Consider the following 20,193-nt stretch of genomic DNA (forward strand, 5'->3'; position numbering starts at 1 on the left):
ATTCAAATATCATCAAATATGATGCGATTTAGCTTGACCTGCTTGGACTGAGTCATCATATCCGATGCGAACGTAACGCATTGGAGGGTGAGTCGCAGCATTTTCTTCTCTCGGCATCGGCAAGGACGCTTGATCTCAAGCGCGTCGCCCGCATGTCCGAAGAGGAGGCGGAAGACGCATTCATCGCGCTTCGCTACGTAGAGACGGACGGCGAACCTTTTTGCCATCACTGCCAGTGCGCCGTCGTCTATCGCATCACCCGCACCGTGAAGAATCGCAAGACCGGCGAAATCCGGAAGCGTCGCCTTTTCAAATGCGCCAATTGCTTGAAGCAGTTTTCGGCCACATCCGGGACCATCTTTGCTAGCCGAAAGCTAGAGCTTCGCGACATTCTCTTCGCGATCGGCCTGTTCGCCAACGGGGCAAAAGGACTCAGCGCTCTCCAGCTATCTCGGGATTTGAATGTGCAGCACAAGACCGCGTTCGTTTTGGCGCATAAGTTGCGGGAAGCGCTCGGCGCGCTCCAACATGCCGAACGGCTTGCTGGGTCGGTCGAGATCGATGGAGCCTATTTCGGCGGCTATGCGAAGCCTGCCACGCGGAAGGAAAATCGACGGGACAGGCGACAACTCGCGAACCAAACGGGCAAGCGAAAATGTGTCACTGTTATGCGCGAACGCGGCGGTCGGACCCGCCCTTTCATTTGCAGCGAACTGGAAGGCGCAAAACTGGCGGTGAACGTGATCCAACCGGGTAGCATCCTCTACGCCGATGAGTCCAAAAGCTATGACGGGCTCGAAGCGATCTTTGATACGAGGCGTATCGATCATTCAAAGAGTTACGCGGAAGGGGAGGTTTCGACCAACCATGCCGAATCCTATCATTCGCGAGTTCGCCGCAGCGAGCAGGGTGTCCATCACCGCATTGCGGATAAGCTCGAAGCCTATGCGAATGAAATGGCATGGCGGGAAGATAACCGACGCAAATCGAACGGAGAGCAATTCCTGACGATTACGGCGGCTGGGCTGCACCATCCCGTCTCGCGGCAGTGGAAGGGCTATTGGCAGCGTCGGAAGGAGGCCGCGTGATGGCTGTCTACCAAGTCTATCTGATGGGCCACAGTCATCCGCTCGCGATCGATTTCCCTTTTCGTGATCTCGGCGAACTGATGACCGAGGCCGCGCGCGCCAAGTTTCTGGCCGGCCACATGCCTATGGCGGACGACCATGGCGTCTGTCGGGGCGTTATGGTTGCGACCGGCCGGATTCAGTGTGTAATCGAGGCCGATTAGTTTGACCCAATGATACGTGCCTTGGCCGCTGCAAACTCCTCGTCGGAGATCGCGCCCTTTCGGTGAAGGTCGGCTAGATCGGCCAATTGCTTCGACAGGGAATTACCCGCATCCTGCGGTGCCGGCCGAAAGATAGCAGCAACCGTTGTTGGCCTTATCGGAGGCAATCCGCCCGAGGCACAGACCCGCCCTAATACCGGGTATTTGGAACTGTCGAGTGTTGTCGTCACCTGGCCCTGCAAGCTGATATGAGCGAGGAAGATTGTCTCGCCGACATATCCGCCCATACGGTTGCGCGAGTTCACCGCGCCGCAGGTGAAATAGCCCTGCATATCGACGCCCCAGACCTTCCATGTCGTGGGCTGGGGCGTGAAGCCGTAGGGCAAAGTAATGCGGGCTGAACCGGGATCGACGAGCGAGCTTGTCAGTTGCTTGGTTACAGCCGACATCCAGTCGATTTCGCGCTTCGCTGCCGGGTCAGGCTGCGAGCCCGTTTCGGATTGCTGTGCAGTAACCGGCGCAACCACCGCGATTAACGCGCCGAATAGACAAGCCAGTCTCATATCGTCCTCCCGAATATCAGTCCCAGCCCATTTATCCGACAAAGGTTAACAAGGGGATTCTTACTCCGTGGACTGATACTCCCCTATGCCGCGACTTGGCGGCGTGGACCCGTATCTCGACATCCTCGGCAAACGCATTCGAGCCCGCAGAAGCGAGCTTGGCATGTCACAGGAAGGGCTTGCCCATGAGGCGGGGTTGGATCGCAGCTACGTGGGCCGGATCGAGCGCGGCGAACATAATCTGACGTTCGTCGCGTTGGTAAAGCTGTGTCGGGCGATGAAGTGTGACGTGGCGGCGCTAACTACCGACCTGCCACCGGGACGCCCGACATAAGCATTCAGCGCAGGATCAGAGGCCAGCGATGTTCAGTTCTTCACCGACATTACGAAGGGATTCCGCGTAGCCTTTCGGCATTGTGGCGGCAAAGGCCATCACTGCCGCATAACTTTGGATCGTATCGGCAAGATCGAAATTTGCCCGACCGTATTCGGCACTCGGGCTTTGTGCCTTGTCCATAGTCATTAGGAGAAACCGAAAACGCTCTGCTGCGTCTTTGGGAGCACCCATGGTGCCGACTTTGACGTAAGAGATCACCCGGTCATAGAACAGCTTCCGGCAATTCCACTTGGTGGTATCCAAAATCATTGTGCAGCCAAGTTCGAGGCCATGTCGGAATCCATCACTCGCTACGGGGCTCAAGTTCCTGTGGCCGTCTTCGAGCGCCAGTCGCGTATACTGATCTCGCAGACCGAAAGCCGCAAAAGCCAAGGTTTCAAATGCGAACACGTCTCGACTAGAGGCCTCCATTGGGATTGCGTCTTCGTCGTCAACGCTCCTTAGGAAGTGCCCGGCAAGGGCATTGGTGAACATAAAAACCGAAAGGCCAACTAAGCGCGGAGAGCTTATGTTCGCATCAAGGAAGTTAGCTGCGCGTTGCGGCGTAACGCCCTTGATGAAGTCAAAGAGCGGTGACGGTGGGCGGCGGCGTTTGAACAGGTTGAGCATCTGATCCTCTAGGGAGAATGACGATGCTACTATGGCATAGATAGTCAATGCGCCAGCGCTTGGTGCGTTTGCTACCTAATACCGGGAGTCTGGATGCCCCGTGAGGATTCGAACCTCAATAGACGGAATCAGAATCCGTAGTCTTACCATTAGACGACGGGGCAACGAGGCGCGCGCAATATGACCCGGCGGACCCGCTGTCAAGGCCGCTGGGGCAGGCCGAACAAGTCCGCTTGCCCTGACGCATTTCGCCGCTAGCATCGCGGGGACAACAAAGGGGGCTGCGCCCCGGCGCAGAACACCCATAAGGAGTGGGCTGATGCGTCACGTCGCGATCGTCGGGTCTGGGCCGGCGGGTTATTACACCGCCGAAACATTGCAGAAAGCCGACGATATCGCGGTCGACGTGATCGACCGGCTGCCCGTCCCCTATGGCCTGATTCGCACCGGCGTCGCCCCCGACCATCAATCGATCAAGGCGGTGTCGCGCCGCTACGAAGGGGTCGCGCTCACCGACAATGTCCGCTTCGTCGGGCATGTCGCGGTCGGCACCGACGTCACGATCGACGAGCTGGTCGCGCTTTACGACGCGGTGATCCTCGCGACCGGGGCGCCCAACGACCGGCCGCTCGACATTCCGGGTGCCGACCTGCCCGGCGTGATCGGCAGCGCCGCCTTTGTCGGCTGGTACAATGGCCATCCCGATTTCGCGGGCCTCAACCCGCTGCTCGATGCGCCCGGCGTCGCGGTGATCGGCAACGGCAATGTCGCGCTCGACGTCGCGCGCATCCTCGCCAAGACCCCCGCCGAGTTCGCGGGAAGCGATATCGTCGCACATGCGCGCGATGCACTGGGCGCGAGCGCGGTGCGTCATATTCACATCCTCGGCCGCCGCGGTCCGCACCAGATTGCGATGACCCCGAAGGAACTGGGCGAGCTCGGCCATCTCGAACGCGCTAGCCCGCGCGTCGACCCCGCCGACCTGCCGCCCGAGGGCGACGACGCGCTGCTCGAACCCGGGATGCGCAAATCGGTGACGCATTTGCGCAGCTTCGCTGCCAACCCCGTCGCCAAACCGGTGACGATCGATTTCGACTTCTTCGCCATGCCCATCGGAATCGAAGGCGACGGGCGCGTCCAGCGCGTCATCGTCGAACGCACGACGCTCGATGCCGATCTCAGGAGTCATGGCACCGGCGAGACCTACGCGATCGACGCCGGGCTCGTGATCAGCTGTATCGGTTACCAGACCCCGCCGATCCCCGGCGTGCCGTACGAACATGGCCGTGGGCGCTTCGCGAGCGACGACGGGCGGATCCTGCCCGGGCTTTATGCCGTCGGATGGGCGCGGCGCGGCCCGTCGGGGACGATCGGCACGAACAAGCCCGACGGCGCGCGGATCGGCGAGATGGTGATCGAAGATATCGGGCGCGGCGCGGGCAAGGCGGGCCGGGCGGGGCTCGACGCGCTGCTCGCGAGCCGCGACATTACCCCCGTCACCTTCCGCGACTGGCGCCGGATCGAGGAGGCCGAGGTCAAGGCCGCGCTCGACGGCAACCCGCGCGAGAAATTCACCAGCATCGAGGCGATGCTCGAAGCCATCGGGCGTTGAGTCCCGGCCGGACGGGCGTCCGCACCGCGCTCCGCTGGCTGCTGGCCTTGGCCTATGGCTATGCGGGTTATCGGCACCTCGCGACGCCCGCGCCGTTCTTCGCGATCACACCGCCATGGGTACCTGCACCCGGACTGGTCGTCGCCGCCACCGGCATTGCAGAGATCGCGGGCGCGATCGGATTGATGATCCCGGCCACCCGCAAGGCGGCGGGCTGGGGCCTCGCGCTCTACGCGCTGTGCGTCTGGCCCGCCAACTTCCATCATGCACTCGCCAACGTCGCGATCGGCGGCGAAACGCTAAGCTGGTGGTATCACGGCCCGCGCCTCGCCGCGCAGCCGCTGATCATATGGTGGGCGCTGTGGGCAAGCGGCGCGGCCGATTGGCCGTTTCGCCGCCGCTCTTCCTAGCCGCTATTTCGCAACCGGCGTCTCGATCGGCGGCTGGCCTTTCTGGCTCGCCGCATAAGCCTCGACCGCCTTCAGCACGCGCAACATGTTGCCGCTCGAAATCTTTTCGAGCTCGGCCTGCGTATAGCCGCGCCGCGCGAGTTCGGCGAACAGGCGCGGATAGCCGGTGACATCCTCCAGCCCGACCGGAGTTGCGTCCATCCCGTCATAATCGCCCCCGATCCCGATATGGTCGACGCCGATCGTCTTCTTGATATGGTCGATATGGTCCGCCGCGATCCCGATCGGCGTCTGCGGGGCCGGGTTCGCCGCGTCCCACGCTTTCAGTGCCGGGGCGACAGCATCGGGATTGCCGACGTACAGCGCGTCGAGCCGCGCCTTCTCCGCCGTCCGTGCCAGGCCATGCGCGCGCAGCTTGGGGTCGAGGAAGGCGGCGTAGAGAACGACCATCACCACGCCGCCATTGGCCTTCACCGCGGGCAGCACGCTGTCGGGCACGTTGCGCGGATGATCGTTGACCGCGCGCACGCCCGAATGGCTGAACATCACCGGCGCGTGCGAGACTTCGAGCGCGTCCTTCATCGTCGCTTCGCTGACATGGCTCAAATCGACGATCATGCCGATGCGGTTCATTTCCCGCACGACCTGTTTGCCGAAATCGGTGAGCCCGTCGTGCTGCGGCGCGTCGGTCGCGCTGTCGGCCCAGGGCGTCGTCTTGCCGTGCGTCAGCGTCATGTAGCGAACGCCCATGCCATAAAGTTCGCGCAGCACCGCAAGCGACGAGCCGATCGACTGGCCGCCCTCCGCGCCAAGCATGCCCGCGACCTTGCCCGCCTTCATCTGGCTTTCGAGTTCGGCCGAGGTCCGCGCGAAACCAAGGTCGTTCGGATAGCGCGCGATCAGCCGCTTCGCGACGTCGATCTGCTCGATCGTCTGCTGCACCGCCTGCTGCTCGTTCGTGTTGCTGGGCACATAGACCGACCAGAATTGCGCGCCGACATGCCCCTTGCGCAGCCGCTGGATATCGGTGTGCATCACGCTTCCGTCGGGCTTGGGCCTGGTGGTGTCGTTGAAGTCGAAATTATTGATCACATTGCCGACGCTCCCGCGCAGCTCCCACGGCACATCATTATGCCCGTCGAACACCGGCGCTTTTTTCAGCGCCGCCTCGGCGACCGCTTCGGGCGATTTCTGCGCCATGGCGGGGGTGGATATCAGGGCGAATGCGGCGAGGCCGGCGAGCAGGTGCGACTTTGTCATGGCACGCGACCTTAGGTCGTTGTTCGCACGGCGCAAGCCTTGCCTTGACGTTCGCGTAAACCCCGCGCAGCATCGGCATCATGACAGCCTTCGACGACTGGCGCGCCCGCTCGCCCTATTATGACGAAACCCACGAAGCGCTGGCGCAAAGCGTCCGCCGTTTCGTCGCGCGCGAGATCGCGCCGAACATCGATCGATGGGAGGCCGAAGGCGAGCTGCCGCGTGAGCTCCATAAAAAGGCTGCGGAGGCGGGCATCCTCGGGCTGCGCTATCCCGAACAATATGGCGGGCACAGCGAGGGCTTCGACAATTTCCATGGCCTCATCCTCACCGAAGAACTCGCCGCGGTCGGCGCGGGCGGTCTCGGCGCGTCACTGATGACGCACGGCATCGGCCTGCCCCCGATCCTCGCCTTGGGCTCCAACGATCTCAAGCAACGCGTCGCGCCGCCGGTGCTCGCGGGCGACAAGATCATCGCGCTCGGCATCACCGAAGCGGGCGGCGGCAGCGACGTCGCGAACCTCAGGACCACCGCCGTTCGCAACGGCGACCACTATGTCGTGAACGGCGGCAAGATGTTCATCACCAGCGGCATGCGCGCCGACTGGCTGACCTGCGCGGTGCGCACCGGCGGCCCCGGCGCCGCGGGTATCTCGCTGTTGCTGATCGAGATGGACGCGCCGGGCGTCGAACGCACGCGGCTCGACAAGATGGGTTGGCGGTGCAGCGACACCGCCGCGATCCATTTTTCCGATGTCCGCGTCCCCGCCGACAACCTGATCGGCCCGGAGAATGGCGGCTTCATCGGCATCATGCGCAACTTCAATTCGGAGCGGCTCGGCATGGCGATGGGCTGCTGCGCCTATGCGCGCGTCGCGATGGCCGAGGCAGCCGAATGGGCGCTGCAACGCGAGACCTTTGGCAAGCCGCTCGTCGACCACCAGTCGATCCGCATCAAGCTCGCCGACATGGAGCGCCAGATCGAGGCGACGCAGGCATGGGTCGACCTCTGCGCCTGGCAGGTCAAGACCGGCAAGGACCGCCCAGCCGACTTCGCGATGCTGAAGGTACAGGCAACGCGGATGCTCGAAGCCGTCGCGCGCGAAGCCGCGCAGGTGCTCGGCGGCGCATCCTATATCACGGGCAGCAAGGTCGAGCGCATCTACCGCGAGGTGCGGGTCAACGCGATCGGCGGCGGCAGCGAGGAAATCATGCTCGACCTCGCGGGGCGGCAGTTGTTCGGGGGCAAGCGCTAGGCCTCGCCCCCCTCCTCGCGCCGCTTGTCCGCCAGCGCGCGCGATTCGGCCTTCAACGGCCGCGACACCGGGCAGACCTCCTGCACATAGCCGTTGAGCACATTGGTCAGCGCGTCGGGCAGCAGGCGATAGAAGACGAACTGGCCGCGCTTCTCGCTCACGATCAGCCCGGCGTTCTCCAGCACCGACAGATGCTGCGATACCGCCGGTTTGCTCATCTCGAACCGCGCCGCGATGTCGCCCGCGCTCAGCTCGGCGTGCGCCAGATAGGCGAGAATCTTGCGTCGCGGCGTCGACGCCAGTGCCTGAAAAACCCGTTCCATATGCCCCAAAATGGGCATGGCACGCGCCCTTGACAAGCAATAATTTATTTAAGTAATTACTTATATTCTTTTGAGCGAGGAGTCGGGTGATGCGCAGCGATGATGACCCCCATGCCGTCAATTTCCTGATCGACGCGCCCGGCGCCGATCCGCGCGCGGGAAGCGTTCGCGCCGATGCGCCCAGCATCTTCTGGAATGGCGGCATGGCATTCGTCGCCCTGATCGCCGGGCCTTTCTTCATCACGCCATCCGCGATCATCCTCTTCTTCGTCACCACCGGCGCGGCGCTGCTGCTCGGCCACAGCGTCGGCTATCATCGCATGATGATCCACGGCAGCTTCAAGGCGCCCCGCTGGCTGACGCGCACGCTCGTCTGGTTCGGCGCCTTCGTCGGCATGGCGGGTCCCTATGGCATCATCCGCGCGCACGACACGCGCGACTGGGCGCAGCGGCAGGCCGATTGCCATCCGTTCCTCCGGCACGGCACGACTATGGCCCGCGACGCCTGGTGGCAAATCTATTGCCGCCTCGACCTCGACCACCCGCCGCGCTTCGACTTTGCCGAACTCGACCGCGACCCCTTCTACCGCTGGCTCGAGGCGACATGGCGCTGGCAACAACTCCCCGTTGCGCTGCTGTTCTTCGCGGTCGGCGGATGGGGCTGGGTCATATGGGGTGTCGCCGCGCGCGTCGCGGTCGCCAATCATGGCCACTGGCTCGTCGGCCACCTCGCGCACAACCGCGGCCCGCAGCACTGGACGGTCGACGCGCACGGCGTGCAGGCGTTCGACGTCCCCTGGGCCGCGATCCCGACGATGGGCGAAGCGTGGCACAATAATCACCATGCCTATCCCGGCTCCGCGCGCATCGGCCTGCACCCCGGGCAAAGCGACTGGGGCTATGCCTTCATCCGCCTGTGCGAGCAATTCGGACTGGTGTGGGACGTCCGCACGCCCGACACGATGGGCGTGCGCCCGGGCCTTTCCGAGGTCCCTCGACACGGGCCGGGCTTCGCGGCACAGTCGCCGCATGGACACGCCATCACATAGCTGGCCCGCCGAGGCCGAAACATTGCTCGACGATCTCGTCGACCTTCGCCGCGCCATCCACCGCGAGCCCGAACTGGGACTTCAGAACCCGAAGACGCTCGCGAAGATCAAGGACGCGCTCGCGGGTCTGCCGCTCGAATTTCGCGAAGGGCCTTCGACGACCGGCCTGATCGCGATCCTGCGCGGCCCCGCGAACGGGCGCACCGCGCTGCTGCGCGGCGACATGGATGCGCTGCCTCTGCTCGAGGACACCGGGCTCGATTTCACCTCCGAGATCGCCGGCGCGATGCACGCATGCGGGCACGACACGCATGTCGCGATGCTCGTCGGCGCAGCGAAGTTGCTGTGCGCGGCGCGCGACCGCTTGCCCGGCACGGTGATGTTCATGTTCCAGCCGGGCGAGGAGGGCCATCATGGCGCGCGCTTCATGCTCGACGACGGGATCATCGACCCGCTGCCCGACGCCGCCTTCGCGCTCCACATCATGCCCAATGCGCCGCATGGCATCTTTGCCGGACGCGCCGGCCCGCTGCTCGCCTCGTCCGATGTGCTGAACATCAGCGTCAAGGGCGCCGGCGGCCATGCCTCGATGCCGCACGACAGCATCGACCCGATCCCCGTCGCCTGCGCGATCGTCGCCGCGATCCAGACGATGGTCACGCGCCGCATCTCGGTCTTCGACCCCGCGGTCGTCACCATCGCCAAGATCGCGGCAGGGACGACGAACAATATCATCCCCGAGACCGCCGAGATGCAGGGCACGATCCGCACCCTGTCGCCCGAACGCCGTGCGATGGTCGCGCGCGAGTTGAAACGCCTCGCCCCCGCGATCGCCGAGGCGCATGGCTGCACCGCCGAGGTCGAGATTATCGAGGGCTTCCCTGTTACCGTTTGCGATGCGCGCGCGGTTGCCTTCGGCCAGTCGGTGGTAGAAGACACCTTCGGCGAGCAAGCGTGGCTGACGATGGACAATCCGGTGATGGGCGCCGAAGATTTCTCCTACGTCCTTGAAAAGGTCCCCGGCGCGATGTTCTGGCTCGGCGCGAGCGAGGCGGGCAGCGACTGGCGCCAATGCTGCGGACTCCACAGCAACCATATGGTGCTCGACGAGAGCGTGATGGCGCGCGGCGCCGCGCTGCACGCCGCGCTCGCCGAGCGCTTCCTGAACGAAGGATTCAACGCATGATCAACATCATCGGCGCGATCATTTCGGGCCTGATCATCGGCGCGCTCGCGCGCTTCTTCTATCCCGGCGCGGTGCAGATGGGCTGGATCGCGACGATCCTGCTCGGCATCGGCGGCTCGCTCCTCGCCGGCCTCGCAACATCGCGCGGCCGCGGCGACTTCAGCCGCGCGGGCTGCCTCGCCTCGGTGATCGGCGCGATCGTGCTGATTTTTATCGGGCGCCTGCTCGGCGTCGGCGGTTAGGGGACCAGCACCGTATCGACCGCCTCCGGCAGCATGTCGGGGTAATCGAGCGTATAGTGCAGTCCGCGGCTTTCCTTGCGGTGCAGCGCGCTCCGCACGATCAGCTCGGCGCATTGCAGCAGGTTTCGAAGTTCGATCAGGTCGGTCGTGACGCGGAAATGGCCGTAATAATCGCCAACCTCGTCGGTCAGCATCTTGATCCGGTGCTGCGCGCGTTCGAGCCGCTTGGTCGTGCGCACGATGCCGACATAATTCCACATGAAGCGGCGAATCTCGGTCCAGTTCTGCTTGATCACCACCTCTTCGTCCGAATCGGTGACGCGGCTTTCGTCCCACGGCCGGATTGCCGGCGGCGCGTCGAGTTCGTCCCAGTGCGCGATGATGTCCTTCGCCGCCGCTTCGCCGAACACGAAACATTCGAGCAGCGAGTTCGACGCGAGGCGGTTCGCGCCGTGCAGCCCGCTCTCGGTGCACTCGCCCGCCGCATAGAGCCCCGGCAGGTCGGTGCGCCCGTCGAGATCGATCAACACCCCGCCGCACGTATAATGCTGCGCGGGCACCACCGGGATCGGCTGCTTCGTCATGTCGATGCCGAGCGTCAGCAGCTTCTCGTAGATGTTCGGGAAATGCCCCGCGACGAAATCGGGGTCGAGATGGCTGATGTCGAGGTGGACATAGTCGAGGCCGAAGCGCTTGATCTGGTCGTCGTTCGCGCGCGCCACGACGTCGCGCGGTGCGAGTTCGGCGCGCGCGTCATAATCGGGCATATAGCGGTGCCCGGTGACGGGGTGCTTGAGGATGCCCCCCTCGCCGCGCACCGCCTCGGTGATCAGGAAATTCTTGACGTCGAGATTGTAGAGGCAGGTCGGGTGGAACTGCATCATCTCCATGTTCGAGACGCGCGCGCCCGCGCGCCACGCCATCGCGATGCCGTCGCCCGTCGCGCCGCGCGGCGCGGTCGAAAACTGGTACACGCGCCCTGCCCCGCCGCTCGCGAGGATCGTCGCGCGCCCGACATGCGCGCGCACCTTGCCGCTCTTTTCGTCGAGCGCATAGACGCCCCACACGCGCCCCGAACCCGAATAGCGTTCCTCGTGCCGCCCCGTGATCAGGTCGATGCACGCCTGCCCGGGGAGCAACGTGATGTTCGGATGCGCCTCGGCGGTCTTGAGCAGCGCCGCCTGCACCGCCCAGCCGGTCGCATCGTCGACATGGACGATGCGGCGGTGCGAATGCCCGCCCTCGCGCGTCAGGTGCAGCGCCTCGGCATCCTTGTTGAACGGTACGCCCATCTCGACGAGCCGTTCGATCGCGTGCGGCGCATTTTCGACGACGAACTCGACCGTCTCGCGCCGGTTCAATCCAGCGCCCGCGACCATCGTATCCTCGATATGATTTTCGAACGTGTCGCCCGCGTCGAGCACCGCGGCGATCCCGCCCTGCGCCCATGCAGTCGACCCGCCGGTGAGCTCGCCCTTGGCGAGCACGAGCACGCGGCAATGATCGGCAAGCGCGATGGCGGCGGTGAGGCCCGCAGCGCCCGATCCCACGATGATGACGTCATATTCACTCATGGCGTCTCTGTTGCACAGCAAGGCGCCGCATGACAGGGGGATCGAAGACGCAGGTCACGGGAATTTTTCAGGATGCACAAAGCGAAACTTGACCGGCGCGTGCTGCTTGCAACCATCGCGGCGCTCCCGCTCGCCGCCTGCGCGCATCGTCTGCCGGTCGACGCGAAGCGCAGCATCGGTGTCGCGACCTTCAATATCTGGCACGATGCCGGCGGGCACTGGCCGGTGCGGCGCGCGCTGCTTGTCGCGGCGCTGCGCGGCGCAGACGCGGACGTCATCGCGCTTCAGGAAGTGCTCGAAGACGCGAAGAAGGGCCTGCCGAATCAGGCGGAGACGCTCGCCAGCGACCTCGGCTATCCGCAAGTCCACTTCGTCGCGCCCGAACCCGACGGCGCCCCCCGGCGCTATGGCAATGCGATCCTGACGCGCCTGCCGGTGATCGAGGTCGCGCGCCGCAGGCTCGAACCGCTGTCGGATTATCGCACCGCGATCCGCGTGCGCGTGCGGACCGGCTCTGGCCCGGTCGATATCGTCGCGACGCATCTCGCCTGGCAACCCGAAGCCGCGGCGGTCCGCGCGCAACAGCTCGCCGACCTGCTCGGCTGGCTACCGGCCGACGGCACCCCGCTCGTCATCATGGGCGACTTCAACGCGCCCCTCGACGATCCTGGCCTTGCGGCGATGGGGCCGCCGCGCTTCACCTCGGCGCTTGCCCCCGGCGCCGCGCCGACAACGCTCAACCCCGCACGCGGCCACGCCCCACGCGTGATCGACCATATCTTCGCCGACGCGGCGAACTTCGCCGTTTCCGGCACGCGCGTCATGGGCGATACGCCGGTGGATGGCGAATATCCGTCCGATCATTTCGGGGTCGCCGCGCGCCTGACGCGGCGCTGAGCCTCAGGCGACGCTGCGCGTCAGGTTCAGGAAAACATCCTCAAGGTCGGCTTCGCGCGTCGAGACGTCGACGATGCCGTGGCCCATCGCGTTGACCGCGGCGAGCACTTCGCCCGCGTTGACGCGGTCCTTGTTGTAATGGATCGCAAGGCCCCGCTCGCCCTCGCGCTCGACCTTGTCGAACGCGGGATGCGCGGGCAGCTCGGTGACATCGGCGTCGAGCGTCACGACCACGATCTTCTCGCGCGCCATGTCGACCAGTTCGCGCGTCGGCTTGTTCGCGATCAGCTTGCCATGGTTGATGATCGCAATGCGGTCGCACAGCTCCTCGGCCTCTTCGAGATAATGCGTCGTCAGCACCACGGTGACGCCGCGGTCGTTGAGGCTCTGCACATATTCCCAAAGCTGCTGCCTGAGTTCGATATCGACACCGGCGGTGGGTTCGTCGAGCACGATGATCGGCGGCGAATGCACCATAGCCTTCGCGACAAGCAGGCGGCGCTTCATCCCGCCCGACAGCGTGCGCGCATAGGCATCGCGCTTGTCGCTGAGGTGCACCGCGGCGAGCAGCGCGTCGGAAATGCGCTTGTCCTTCGGCACCCCGTAAAGCCCCGCCTGATTTTCGAGCGTTTCATACGGCGTGAAAAAGGGATCGAAGACGATTTCCTGCGGCACGATGCCGATCGAATATTTGGCGTTCCTGGGATCGGCGTCGATGTCGAAGCCCCAGATGCTCGCATTGCCGCTCGTCTTGTTGACGAGGCCCGCAAGGATGTTGATCAGCGTCGACTTGCCCGCGCCGTTCGGCCCCAAGAGACCGAAGATCTGGCCGCGCGGCACGTCGAAACTGACATTGTCGAGCGCCTGCTTGCCGCCGGCATAAAGTTTCGAGACGGCGTCGATGCGGATGGCGGCTTCACTCATGGCCGCTTCCATAGCCGCGCGCCTGCCCTCGCGAAAGCCCGCTAATTTTTCGTCAGCGCGGCATTAACGCTCAATTGGAAACTCGCCGCTAGGAGGGAGCTTGTGAGGACCAGCCACATCATTTGCCCGCTGCCGATGCAGCGCGGTTTAGCCGCCTTTGCGCTTTGCCTCGTGCCCGCCGTCCCGGCGCTGGCGCAAGCCAACACGCCGGCCCAGGCCGAAGCCATCGTGCTTCGCCCGCTCAGTTTCTTCAAGGTCAACGATCTCGATTTCGGCGATATCATCCCGTCGGCGACCGCGGGGACGGTGACGATCGAACCCGATGGGTCGCGCAGCCGCACCGGCGGCGTGACGCTCGCGGGCGATGCCGGCGAACCCGCCCGTTTCGCGGGACTCGGCAGCTTCAATCGCCAGGTCAATATTTCGCTCGGATCGAACACGATCTGGCTTACCGGGCCGGGCGTGCGGATGCGCGTCCGCGATTTCGAGATCGGCAGCACGCCGACCGCGATCCTGTCGACGACCCCGACGCGATTCCGCATCACGTCGCCGCTCGGCAATTATAATTTCCCGGTCGGCGGCACGCTGGAGGTCGGGGCCAACCAGGCACCGGGCGACTACAGCGGCACGTTCACGGTCACATTGAACTATCTCTAGGCCTTCTGTGGGGGGAGGACGGCACCGGGGACCACTTGCGCCCGAAAGGGCGCCTGCGCCGGTGCCGTCAAGTCCCTTCCCTGATTGTGCAGACCCGATTGCCGAGCCTTCGCGCGCTTGCTATGGGCGCGGTCGATGACCCAGCCCGCCCCCGAAACCATCCGCACGCCCAAGACCCGCATCGCCTGTGACGGCACCGGCGACGGCCTCGCCGATGCGGCGCTCGGCCATCCGCGCGTGTGGCTCGAAATCGACACCGACGAAGGCTTCGCCGACTGCGGCTATTGCGACCGGCGCTTCATCCTGATCGGTGGCGTCGCCGACAAAGCCTGAGCCTGCCGCAAAAAGTAAACGGCTGCTTTACCAACCCCATGCATGAGTGATGAAGGTCCCGCTGGCACAAGATGTGCCAGACAGGAGCAGAATCTGTGGGGATTCGAGGGACCAGACACTGTCGGGGCACGATGCGCGCCCTGACCATCACCGCGACAGCGGCGGGCGCGGCTCTGTGCGCGCCGGCGCACGCCGCCGACATGGCCGGAACTGCCAACGCGGCAATCGTCCGCCCGAACACGCTGATCAAGACCGACGATCTCGATTTCGGCACGCTGATCAGCGGCGCGACCGGCGGCACCGTCACGATCAACCCCGTCACCAACGCGCGCACGACCAGCGGCGGCGTCACCCCCGTGGGCTCGGCGGCGCAGCGCGCGACATTCCAGGGCACCGGCGGCATCTTCCTGATCACCGTGTCGGGCAGCACCTCGGTCACGCTCACGCGCGCGGGCGGCGGCGCCGCGCCGATGACCGCCACCCTCGTCCGCGCCGCGAGCACCAGCGGCGGCGGCATCGCGCTGCTCGGCGCGACCCTGCTGCCCAGCGGGGTACAGACCTATTATATCGGCGGCACGCTGACCGTCCCCGCGAACCAACCCGAGGGCGACTACAGCGGCACCTTCACGCCCACCGTCAATTATCTCTGACGAATCTTTGCGGTCGGCGGGCGCCGTGCCTATATCGCTCTCATGACAAGCCCGACCGACCCCCGCCGCTTCCTCTATCGCGCCGACGCGCTCGACCCCGATCTGGCGCAAGCGCTCGCGCGCGAAGCCCTCGCGAAAGCCGACGACGGCGAGCTCTACCTGCAATATCGCGCGACAGAGAGCTTCGGCTTCGACGACGGGCGGCTCAAGACCGCCGACTATTCGACCGACGCCGGTTTCGGCCTGCGCGCCGTGTCGGGCGAGATGACGGGCTTTGCGCACGCGAGCGACATCAGCGCCGGCGCGATCCGCCGCGCCGCCGAAACGCTCGCCCTGCTCGACCCTGCAAAACAGGCGCACGCCGCCCCGCCGCCGCGCACCAACCGCCATCTCTATGACGAAGCGAACCCGCTCGACCTGATCCCCTTCGCAAAGAAGGTCGCGCTCTGCCAGGAAATCGACGCCGCCGCGCGCGCGCGCGATCCGCGCATCGTCCAGGTTTCGGTCGCGCTCGCGGGCAGCTGGTCGGTGGTCGAGATCGTCCGCGCCGACGGCTTCCTCGCGACCGATATCCGCCCGCTCGTCCGCCTCAATGTCTCGATTGTGGTCGAGGAAAATGGCCGCCGCGAAACCGGCTATTTCGGCCTCGGCGGCCGTTACATGTACGATCATCTTTTCGAACCCGCGCAGTGGAACCGCGCGATCGACGAGGCGCTGAGCCAGGCGCTCGTCAACCTGCGCGCCGTCGATGCCCCCGCGGGCGAGTTCACCGTATTGCTCGGCCCCGGCTGGCCCGGCGTGCTCCTGCATGAAGCGGTCGGCCACGGCCTTGAAGGCGATTTCAACCGCAAGGGCACCAGCGCCTTTTCGGGCCGCATCGGCGAGCGCGTCGCCGCGCCCGGCGTCACCGTGGTCGACGACGGCGCGATGGAAAGCCCGGTCGGTGGCGGACGCCGCGGCTCGCTCAGCATCGACGACGAAGGCACGCCGACCGGCGAAACGGTGCTGATCGAGGACGGCATCCTCAAGGGCTATATGCAGGACCGCCTCAACGCACGGCTGATGGGGGTCGAGCCGACGGGCAACGGACGGCGTGAGAGTTTTGCGCACGCACCGATGCCGCGGATGACCAACACCTTCATGAAGGGCGGCAACGACGATCCCGCCGAACTCCTGAGCCGGGTCAAGAACGGCATCTTCGCCAAAAGCTTCGGCGGCGGACAGGTCGACATCGTGTCGGGCAAGTTCGTCTTTTCCTGCACCGAGGCGTACAAGATCGAGAATGGCAAGCTGGGCGACTCGATCAAGGGCGCGACCTTGATCGGCGACGGGCCGAGCGTGCTCACCAAGGTCACCGGCATCGGCAACGACATGGCGATCGACGAAGGTATCGGCATCTGCGGCAAGGGCGGCCAGAGCGTCCCCGCGGGCGTCGGCCAGCCGACCCTGCTGGTGAACGGGCTGACGGTCGGCGGCACGGCGTAAAATTCCTTCTCCCTGGATGGGAGAAGGATACGCAGCCTTGCCGCGAAGCGGCTAGGCGAAGTTGGATGAGGGTGAGGGCGCGGGATCAAGCCATCGCTTCAGACCGACACCGCACCCCCACCGCTGCGACTAGCCAGCAAGCTGGCAAGTCTCGCTGCCTCCCCCATCAAGGGGGAGGTTGAACAGCTGTGACCCTCCTCACTTGGCGTTCGCCATTCGCGCGCATATAGAAAAGCCCAACAAAGAAGAATCGGTCGCATCATCCGCAGGGCCATGCCCCGCAACAGGGAGGGTAATATGCGTTCGAGTCTGCGTTTCGTTTCCGTGGCCGCCGTCGCCGCGATGCTCGCCGCCGTTCCCGGCTCGGCGCAAAAATCGACCGGTCCCAAGGAACGCTATGAAATGGACGTCGCGACGATGTCCGGCTTCGCCGCGATGGGCGGCGGCAAGGGCGGCATCGGCGGCGCGATGGGGATGATGTTCGGCGGCGATCCGTCAAGCAAGGTCGCGCACCAGCTTCTCCTCCGTCTCGGTTCGAACGATGCGGCGACCGCGCCGCCGCCGAAGGGCGACCATTTCTTCCAGCCGCAAGCGAAGATGGGCAAATCGGTGCCGCTGTTCTGGGAGGAAGGAAAGGAAGCGCCCGGAACGGACACGTTCGAACGCCCCAAGGGCCGCCTCCTGCTCTATTGGGGATGCGGCGCCAAGGCCGGCCCCGGCCAGCCGGTGATCATCGATTTTGCCAAGGTCGCCGCGGGCCAGATTCCGCCGAACCTGTTCTCAAGCGCGGTGCCCGTGATCCGCGAAGTCAGCAAGGCGAACAGCCGCTCCTATATCGACTGGCCGAACAAGAAGGGTGGCCGGCAGCCCGGATCGGGATCGTCGCTGATCGGCGCGCACCGCGTCGCGAGCAATATCGGCCCCGATATCAATTTCACCCTCGCGCAGGATTATATGCAGGGCCTTTCCGCCTCGACCGCGATCCAGGGCGACCAGTCGGTGATGGTCCGCTGGAATTCGGTGCCGAGCGCGACCGGCTATGTCGCATGGACGATCGGCGGCATGGGCAATGGCGGCGGCAAGAACGACGTCGGCGACATCGTCTGGTGGACGAGCAGCGCGTCGAAGGAATTCGGCGGCGGCCTGTGGGACTGGCTCCCCCCCTCGGTGGTCGCGAACCTGATCACGAAAAAGATCGTGATGCCGCCGTCGCAGACAAGCTGCCAGATCCCGGCCGAGGTCAAGAAGGCGTCGGGCGAGATGCTGATGGGCAATTTGAACGCCTTCGGCCCCGAAGCCAATTTCTCCTATCCGCCGAAACCCGCGGGCAACGCGGTGTGGAATATCGACTGGACCGCGAAGGTGCGCTTCCGCTCGCACACCATGCTGCTGGTCGGCGCCGATTTCGGCGGCATGGGCGGGGCATCGACCGGCGGCAGCACCCCGGCCGAACCGGCGAAGAAAAAGAAGTGCAAGGGCCCGCTCGGCATCCCGCTTCCCGACGGGGCGTGCTGAAACAGCGGCGAGTCAGGCCCCGTTCACGCGGCCAGGCGTAAGGAAGCGCGGGGTAGGGTATGATGAAGACAGGAGTCGAACCCATGCGTCACCTCATCCCGACGCTTCTTGCCGCCGCCGCAATCGCGGCCGCACCCGCCGCGACCGCGCGCGAAAAGCTCGCGCCCGAAGACCAGCTCGCCAAGCTGCTCGAAGGCCGCGTCGCGGGCGAGCCGCAGGATTGCATCTCGCTTTCGAGCGCGCGCAGCTCGCAGATCATCGACAAGACAGCGATCGTCTATCGCGTCGGCAGCACCCTCTGGGTCAACCGGCCGAAAGGCGGCGCCGAATCGCTCGACGACGACGATATCCTCGTGACGAAGACGATCGGCAGCCAGCTGTACAGCATCGACCCCGTCGAGTTGCGCGACCGCAGCAGCCATTTCTACACCGGCTTCGTATCGCTCGGCCAATTTGTGCCGTACAAGCGCGTCAAGGGCGAATAGCCTCTTCATTGCGGGTACAGCGAGCGATCCGGGGTTGCGTAAATCGCTCCGGATTGCTTCGCTGTGCGCGCAATGACAAATGACACCCAAACGCCCGCCCCGCCCCCCGCCGACTGGGCGCAGCAACTGCTCGGCTTCTGGTTCGATGCGCACGGCATGAGCGACTGGTACGGCGGCGGTCCCGAATTCGACGCCGAAGTGCGCGACCTCGCCGAAGGCTGGCACGAAGCGCTCCGCTCGCAGCCGCCCGCAAGCTTCCTCGCCGATCCCGACACCGCGCTCGCCGCGGCGATCCTGTTCGACCAGGTACCGCGCAACCTGTTTCGCGGCCATGCCGACGCCTTCGCGACCGACGAACTTGCGCGGGCGATCGCGCGCGGCATCGTCGCCAGGGGCTGGGACCAGAGCTGGCCCGATGACCGACGCCCGTTCGCCTATCTTCCCTTCGAGCATAGCGAGGATATCGCCGACCAGCGCGAATCGCTGCGCCTGATGGGGCAGCTCGCCGACCCCCTGTTCGCCGACTATGCCAAGAAGCATTTCGACATCATCGACCGCTTCGGCCGTTTCCCGCACCGCAACGAAGCGCTCGGCCGCACCAGCCGCGCCGACGAGGCCGCGGCGATAGAAGAGGGCAAGAATTGGTGATAGGGCCGGTTCGACACGGAGAAGAGCCATGGCCGAATTCACCGACACGCTGACCGACAAGCATATCGCCTTCATCGAAAAACAGCCGGTCTATTTCACCGCGACCGCCGCCGCCGATGCGCGCATCAACCTGTCGCCCAAGGGCTATGCCGACAGCTTCCGTATCCTGTCGAACGCCCAGGTCGCCTATCTCGACCTCGGCGGATCGGGGAACGAGACGCACGCGCACCTCGCCGCCGACGGGCGCATCACGATCATGTTCTGCGCCTTCGACCGCAGCGCGCTGATCCTGCGCATCTATGGCCGCGGCCGCCCCGTGCTGCCGCAGGATGGTGAGTGGGACGCGCTCGCCGCCCATTTCACCCTGATCCCCGGCACGCGCCAGATTTTCGTGATCGACGTCGAAAGCGTGCAGACGAGCTGCGGCTGGGGCGTGCCGATGATGGAATTGCAACACGAACGCGACACGCTGCAAAAATATCACCGTCAGGCCGACCGCGACCTGTGGGTCGAAAAATTCAAGGGGCGCACGAAGAGCATCGACGGCCTGCCCACGCGCCCGACCGACCGCTTCATTTCCGGGGAGGCCTGATGCCGCTTGTCGAACTGGTGCGCCTGCCCAACGGCGCCGAAGCCGAATTGCTGCGCGGCCGCCTCGAAAGCGCCGGTGTCCACGCGGTCTGCTTCGATGCGGGCATGAACATCGCCGAAAGCGTCGGTCTGCTCATCCCGGTGCGCATCATGGTGCTCGACGAGGATCTGGCCGAAGCGCAGGCGCTGATCGCCGAATTCGAGGGCGCCGGGAACGGAAACGCGGCCTGAGCGCT

Annotated in this window: 25 protein-coding genes and 1 tRNA gene; 19 read left to right on the plus strand and 7 right to left on the minus strand. The window is 65.1% G+C overall.

Translation table 11 applies throughout. The features are described 5' to 3' along the window. Positions 1-80 precede the first annotated feature (80 nt). Positions 81-1,088 carry an IS1595 family transposase gene (locus VGN62_RS03395; RefSeq protein WP_327451184.1) on the plus strand — a complete coding sequence of 336 codons (1,008 nt, stop codon included), beginning with the start codon at positions 81-83 and terminating at the stop codon, positions 1,086-1,088. Then, the gene (locus VGN62_RS03400; protein ID WP_327451186.1) at positions 1,085-1,291 is read left to right on the plus strand and encodes a hypothetical protein; all 207 of its coding nucleotides are present in this window, start codon (positions 1,085-1,087) and stop codon (positions 1,289-1,291) included. Before VGN62_RS03395 ends, VGN62_RS03400 begins: the two co-directional genes overlap by 4 nt. Here VGN62_RS03400 and VGN62_RS03405 read toward each other — a convergent pair. Further along, complete coding sequence (locus VGN62_RS03405) at positions 1,288-1,854, minus strand: SHOCT domain-containing protein (RefSeq protein WP_327451188.1); 567 nt, start codon at positions 1,852-1,854, stop codon at positions 1,288-1,290. The two genes, VGN62_RS03400 and VGN62_RS03405, sit on opposite strands and share 4 nt — an antisense overlap. An 85-nt stretch (positions 1,855-1,939) precedes the next feature. On the opposite strand from VGN62_RS03405, the gene VGN62_RS03410 reads away from it, so the two are divergent. Beyond that, positions 1,940-2,188 (plus strand): helix-turn-helix transcriptional regulator, encoded by a 249-nt coding sequence (locus VGN62_RS03410; RefSeq protein ID WP_327451190.1) that lies wholly within the window; start codon positions 1,940-1,942, stop codon positions 2,186-2,188. A 15-nt stretch (positions 2,189-2,203) separates the two neighbouring features. On the opposite strand, the gene VGN62_RS03415 is transcribed toward VGN62_RS03410, so the two are convergent. Together VGN62_RS03415 and VGN62_RS03420 are read right to left on the minus strand one after the other, a co-directional pair. Next, positions 2,204-2,860: a hypothetical protein gene (locus VGN62_RS03415; protein ID WP_327451193.1), complete on the minus strand. Its 657-nt coding sequence runs from the start codon at positions 2,858-2,860 to the stop codon at positions 2,204-2,206. A gap of 90 nt (positions 2,861-2,950) precedes the next feature. After that, positions 2,951-3,024, minus strand: a tRNA-Gln gene (locus VGN62_RS03420). A 155-nt stretch (positions 3,025-3,179) separates the two neighbouring features. Between VGN62_RS03420 and VGN62_RS03425 the strand changes: the two genes are divergently transcribed. Further along, positions 3,180-4,472 carry an FAD-dependent oxidoreductase gene (locus tag VGN62_RS03425; protein WP_327451195.1) on the plus strand — a complete coding sequence of 431 codons (1,293 nt, stop codon included), beginning with the start codon at positions 3,180-3,182 and terminating at the stop codon, positions 4,470-4,472. Then, positions 4,469-4,882, plus strand: a complete 414-nt coding sequence (locus VGN62_RS03430; RefSeq protein ID WP_327451197.1) for a DoxX family protein — start codon at positions 4,469-4,471, stop codon at positions 4,880-4,882. The genes VGN62_RS03425 and VGN62_RS03430 overlap by 4 nt, the downstream gene beginning before the upstream one ends. A gap of 3 nt (positions 4,883-4,885) precedes the next feature. Here VGN62_RS03430 and VGN62_RS03435 read toward each other — a convergent pair whose 3' ends face one another. Further along, positions 4,886-6,142, minus strand: a complete 1,257-nt coding sequence (locus VGN62_RS03435; RefSeq protein ID WP_327451199.1) for a dipeptidase — start codon at positions 6,140-6,142, stop codon at positions 4,886-4,888. 80 nt (positions 6,143-6,222) lie between these two features. Here VGN62_RS03435 and VGN62_RS03440 point away from each other — a divergent pair, with 80 nt between their 5' ends. Then, the gene (locus tag VGN62_RS03440; protein ID WP_327451201.1) at positions 6,223-7,398 is read left to right on the plus strand and encodes an acyl-CoA dehydrogenase family protein; all 1,176 of its coding nucleotides are present in this window, start codon (positions 6,223-6,225) and stop codon (positions 7,396-7,398) included. Here VGN62_RS03440 and VGN62_RS03445 read toward each other — a convergent pair. After that, positions 7,395-7,739, minus strand: coding sequence for a metalloregulator ArsR/SmtB family transcription factor (locus VGN62_RS03445; RefSeq protein WP_327451203.1), 345 nt, complete (start codon positions 7,737-7,739; stop codon positions 7,395-7,397). The two genes, VGN62_RS03440 and VGN62_RS03445, sit on opposite strands and share 4 nt — an antisense overlap. A gap of 71 nt (positions 7,740-7,810) precedes the next feature. Between VGN62_RS03445 and VGN62_RS03450 the strand changes: the two genes are divergently transcribed. Genes VGN62_RS03450 through VGN62_RS03460 form a run of 3 tightly spaced genes read left to right on the plus strand, consistent with a single transcriptional unit; the run spans position 7,811 to position 10,198 of the window. Beyond that, positions 7,811-8,770, plus strand: a complete 960-nt coding sequence (locus tag VGN62_RS03450; protein ID WP_327451206.1) for an acyl-CoA desaturase — start codon at positions 7,811-7,813, stop codon at positions 8,768-8,770. Then, the gene (locus tag VGN62_RS03455; protein WP_327451208.1) at positions 8,751-9,956 is read left to right on the plus strand and encodes a M20 family metallopeptidase; all 1,206 of its coding nucleotides are present in this window, start codon (positions 8,751-8,753) and stop codon (positions 9,954-9,956) included. The genes VGN62_RS03450 and VGN62_RS03455 overlap by 20 nt, the downstream gene beginning before the upstream one ends. Further along, positions 9,953-10,198 carry a GlsB/YeaQ/YmgE family stress response membrane protein gene (locus tag VGN62_RS03460; protein ID WP_327451211.1) on the plus strand — a complete coding sequence of 82 codons (246 nt, stop codon included), beginning with the start codon at positions 9,953-9,955 and terminating at the stop codon, positions 10,196-10,198. The genes VGN62_RS03455 and VGN62_RS03460 overlap by 4 nt, the downstream gene beginning before the upstream one ends. On the opposite strand, the gene nadB is transcribed toward VGN62_RS03460, so the two are convergent. Then, positions 10,195-11,772: an L-aspartate oxidase gene (nadB, locus tag VGN62_RS03465; RefSeq protein ID WP_327451213.1), complete on the minus strand. Its 1,578-nt coding sequence runs from the start codon at positions 11,770-11,772 to the stop codon at positions 10,195-10,197. The two genes, VGN62_RS03460 and nadB, sit on opposite strands and share 4 nt — an antisense overlap. A gap of 72 nt (positions 11,773-11,844) precedes the next feature. Here nadB and VGN62_RS03470 point away from each other — a divergent pair, with 72 nt between their 5' ends. Then, on the plus strand, positions 11,845-12,669 hold the full coding sequence (locus tag VGN62_RS03470; RefSeq protein WP_327451215.1) for an endonuclease/exonuclease/phosphatase family protein: 825 nt from the start codon (positions 11,845-11,847) through the stop codon (positions 12,667-12,669). Positions 12,670-12,672: 3 nt separating this feature from the next. Here the strand turns inward: VGN62_RS03470 and VGN62_RS03475 are convergent, their stop codons facing one another. Next, the gene (locus VGN62_RS03475) at positions 12,673-13,593 is read right to left on the minus strand and encodes an ABC transporter ATP-binding protein (RefSeq protein ID WP_327451218.1); all 921 of its coding nucleotides are present in this window, start codon (positions 13,591-13,593) and stop codon (positions 12,673-12,675) included. Positions 13,594-13,695: 102 nt separating this feature from the next. Here VGN62_RS03475 and VGN62_RS03480 point away from each other — a divergent pair, with 102 nt between their 5' ends. The 9 genes from VGN62_RS03480 to VGN62_RS03520 all read left to right on the plus strand — a co-directional run bounded on the left by VGN62_RS03480 (position 13,696) and on the right by VGN62_RS03520 (position 20,188). Beyond that, positions 13,696-14,250: a DUF4402 domain-containing protein gene (locus VGN62_RS03480; protein ID WP_327451220.1), complete on the plus strand. Its 555-nt coding sequence runs from the start codon at positions 13,696-13,698 to the stop codon at positions 14,248-14,250. Between the two features lie 135 nt (positions 14,251-14,385). Continuing rightward, positions 14,386-14,583, plus strand: coding sequence for a zinc-finger domain-containing protein (locus VGN62_RS03485; RefSeq protein ID WP_248454814.1), 198 nt, complete (start codon positions 14,386-14,388; stop codon positions 14,581-14,583). Positions 14,584-14,714: 131 nt separating this feature from the next. Beyond that, positions 14,715-15,233 (plus strand): DUF4402 domain-containing protein, encoded by a 519-nt coding sequence (locus VGN62_RS03490; protein ID WP_327451226.1) that lies wholly within the window; start codon positions 14,715-14,717, stop codon positions 15,231-15,233. Positions 15,234-15,275: 42 nt separating this feature from the next. Next, entirely contained in the window at positions 15,276-16,718 is a 1,443-nt protein-coding gene (gene tldD, locus VGN62_RS03495; RefSeq protein ID WP_327451228.1) for a metalloprotease TldD, read from the plus strand. 297 nt (positions 16,719-17,015) lie between these two features. Continuing rightward, positions 17,016-18,233, plus strand: coding sequence for a hypothetical protein (locus tag VGN62_RS03500; protein WP_327451230.1), 1,218 nt, complete (start codon positions 17,016-17,018; stop codon positions 18,231-18,233). Positions 18,234-18,316: 83 nt separating this feature from the next. Beyond that, complete coding sequence (locus VGN62_RS03505; RefSeq protein ID WP_327451232.1) at positions 18,317-18,718, plus strand: hypothetical protein; 402 nt, start codon at positions 18,317-18,319, stop codon at positions 18,716-18,718. Positions 18,719-18,790: 72 nt separating this feature from the next. Then, a complete protein-coding gene (locus VGN62_RS03510) occupies positions 18,791-19,366 on the plus strand; it encodes a DUF924 family protein (protein ID WP_327451234.1) in 576 nt (191 codons plus the stop codon). Between the two features lie 28 nt (positions 19,367-19,394). Then, positions 19,395-19,958, plus strand: coding sequence for a pyridoxamine 5'-phosphate oxidase family protein (locus VGN62_RS03515; protein WP_327451236.1), 564 nt, complete (start codon positions 19,395-19,397; stop codon positions 19,956-19,958). After that, entirely contained in the window at positions 19,958-20,188 is a 231-nt protein-coding gene (locus tag VGN62_RS03520; protein WP_327451238.1) for a DUF2007 domain-containing protein, read from the plus strand. The genes VGN62_RS03515 and VGN62_RS03520 overlap by 1 nt, the downstream gene beginning before the upstream one ends. The last annotated feature ends 5 nt before the right edge of the window (positions 20,189-20,193 follow it).

This window comes from Sphingopyxis sp. (genome assembly GCF_035998905.1).
Classification (GTDB): domain Bacteria; phylum Pseudomonadota; class Alphaproteobacteria; order Sphingomonadales; family Sphingomonadaceae; genus Sphingopyxis.

Coding starts and splice junctions, on each gene's coding strand:
- VGN62_RS03520 (WP_327451238.1), top strand. CDS start 19,958: ATGCCGCTTGTCGAACTGGTGCGCCTGCCCAACGGCGCCGAAGCCGAA.
- VGN62_RS03410 (WP_327451190.1), top strand. CDS start 1,940: ATGCCGCGACTTGGCGGCGTGGACCCGTATCTCGACATCCTCGGCAAA.
- VGN62_RS03470 (WP_327451215.1), top strand. CDS start 11,845: ATGCACAAAGCGAAACTTGACCGGCGCGTGCTGCTTGCAACCATCGCG.
- VGN62_RS03485 (WP_248454814.1), top strand. CDS start 14,386: ATGACCCAGCCCGCCCCCGAAACCATCCGCACGCCCAAGACCCGCATC.
- nadB (WP_327451213.1), bottom strand. CDS start 11,772: ATGAGTGAATATGACGTCATCATCGTGGGATCGGGCGCTGCGGGCCTC.
- VGN62_RS03405 (WP_327451188.1), bottom strand. CDS start 1,854: ATGAGACTGGCTTGTCTATTCGGCGCGTTAATCGCGGTGGTTGCGCCG.
- VGN62_RS03415 (WP_327451193.1), bottom strand. CDS start 2,860: ATGCTCAACCTGTTCAAACGCCGCCGCCCACCGTCACCGCTCTTTGAC.
- VGN62_RS03475 (WP_327451218.1), bottom strand. CDS start 13,593: ATGAGTGAAGCCGCCATCCGCATCGACGCCGTCTCGAAACTTTATGCC.
- VGN62_RS03425 (WP_327451195.1), top strand. CDS start 3,180: ATGCGTCACGTCGCGATCGTCGGGTCTGGGCCGGCGGGTTATTACACC.
- VGN62_RS03445 (WP_327451203.1), bottom strand. CDS start 7,739: ATGCCCATTTTGGGGCATATGGAACGGGTTTTTCAGGCACTGGCGTCG.
- VGN62_RS03505 (WP_327451232.1), top strand. CDS start 18,317: ATGCGTCACCTCATCCCGACGCTTCTTGCCGCCGCCGCAATCGCGGCC.
- VGN62_RS03500 (WP_327451230.1), top strand. CDS start 17,016: ATGCGTTCGAGTCTGCGTTTCGTTTCCGTGGCCGCCGTCGCCGCGATG.
- VGN62_RS03435 (WP_327451199.1), bottom strand. CDS start 6,142: ATGACAAAGTCGCACCTGCTCGCCGGCCTCGCCGCATTCGCCCTGATA.
- VGN62_RS03460 (WP_327451211.1), top strand. CDS start 9,953: ATGATCAACATCATCGGCGCGATCATTTCGGGCCTGATCATCGGCGCG.
- VGN62_RS03510 (WP_327451234.1), top strand. CDS start 18,791: ATGACAAATGACACCCAAACGCCCGCCCCGCCCCCCGCCGACTGGGCG.
- VGN62_RS03455 (WP_327451208.1), top strand. CDS start 8,751: ATGGACACGCCATCACATAGCTGGCCCGCCGAGGCCGAAACATTGCTC.
- VGN62_RS03515 (WP_327451236.1), top strand. CDS start 19,395: ATGGCCGAATTCACCGACACGCTGACCGACAAGCATATCGCCTTCATC.
- VGN62_RS03440 (WP_327451201.1), top strand. CDS start 6,223: ATGACAGCCTTCGACGACTGGCGCGCCCGCTCGCCCTATTATGACGAA.
- VGN62_RS03450 (WP_327451206.1), top strand. CDS start 7,811: ATGCGCAGCGATGATGACCCCCATGCCGTCAATTTCCTGATCGACGCG.
- tldD (WP_327451228.1), top strand. CDS start 15,276: ATGACAAGCCCGACCGACCCCCGCCGCTTCCTCTATCGCGCCGACGCG.
- VGN62_RS03490 (WP_327451226.1), top strand. CDS start 14,715: ATGCGCGCCCTGACCATCACCGCGACAGCGGCGGGCGCGGCTCTGTGC.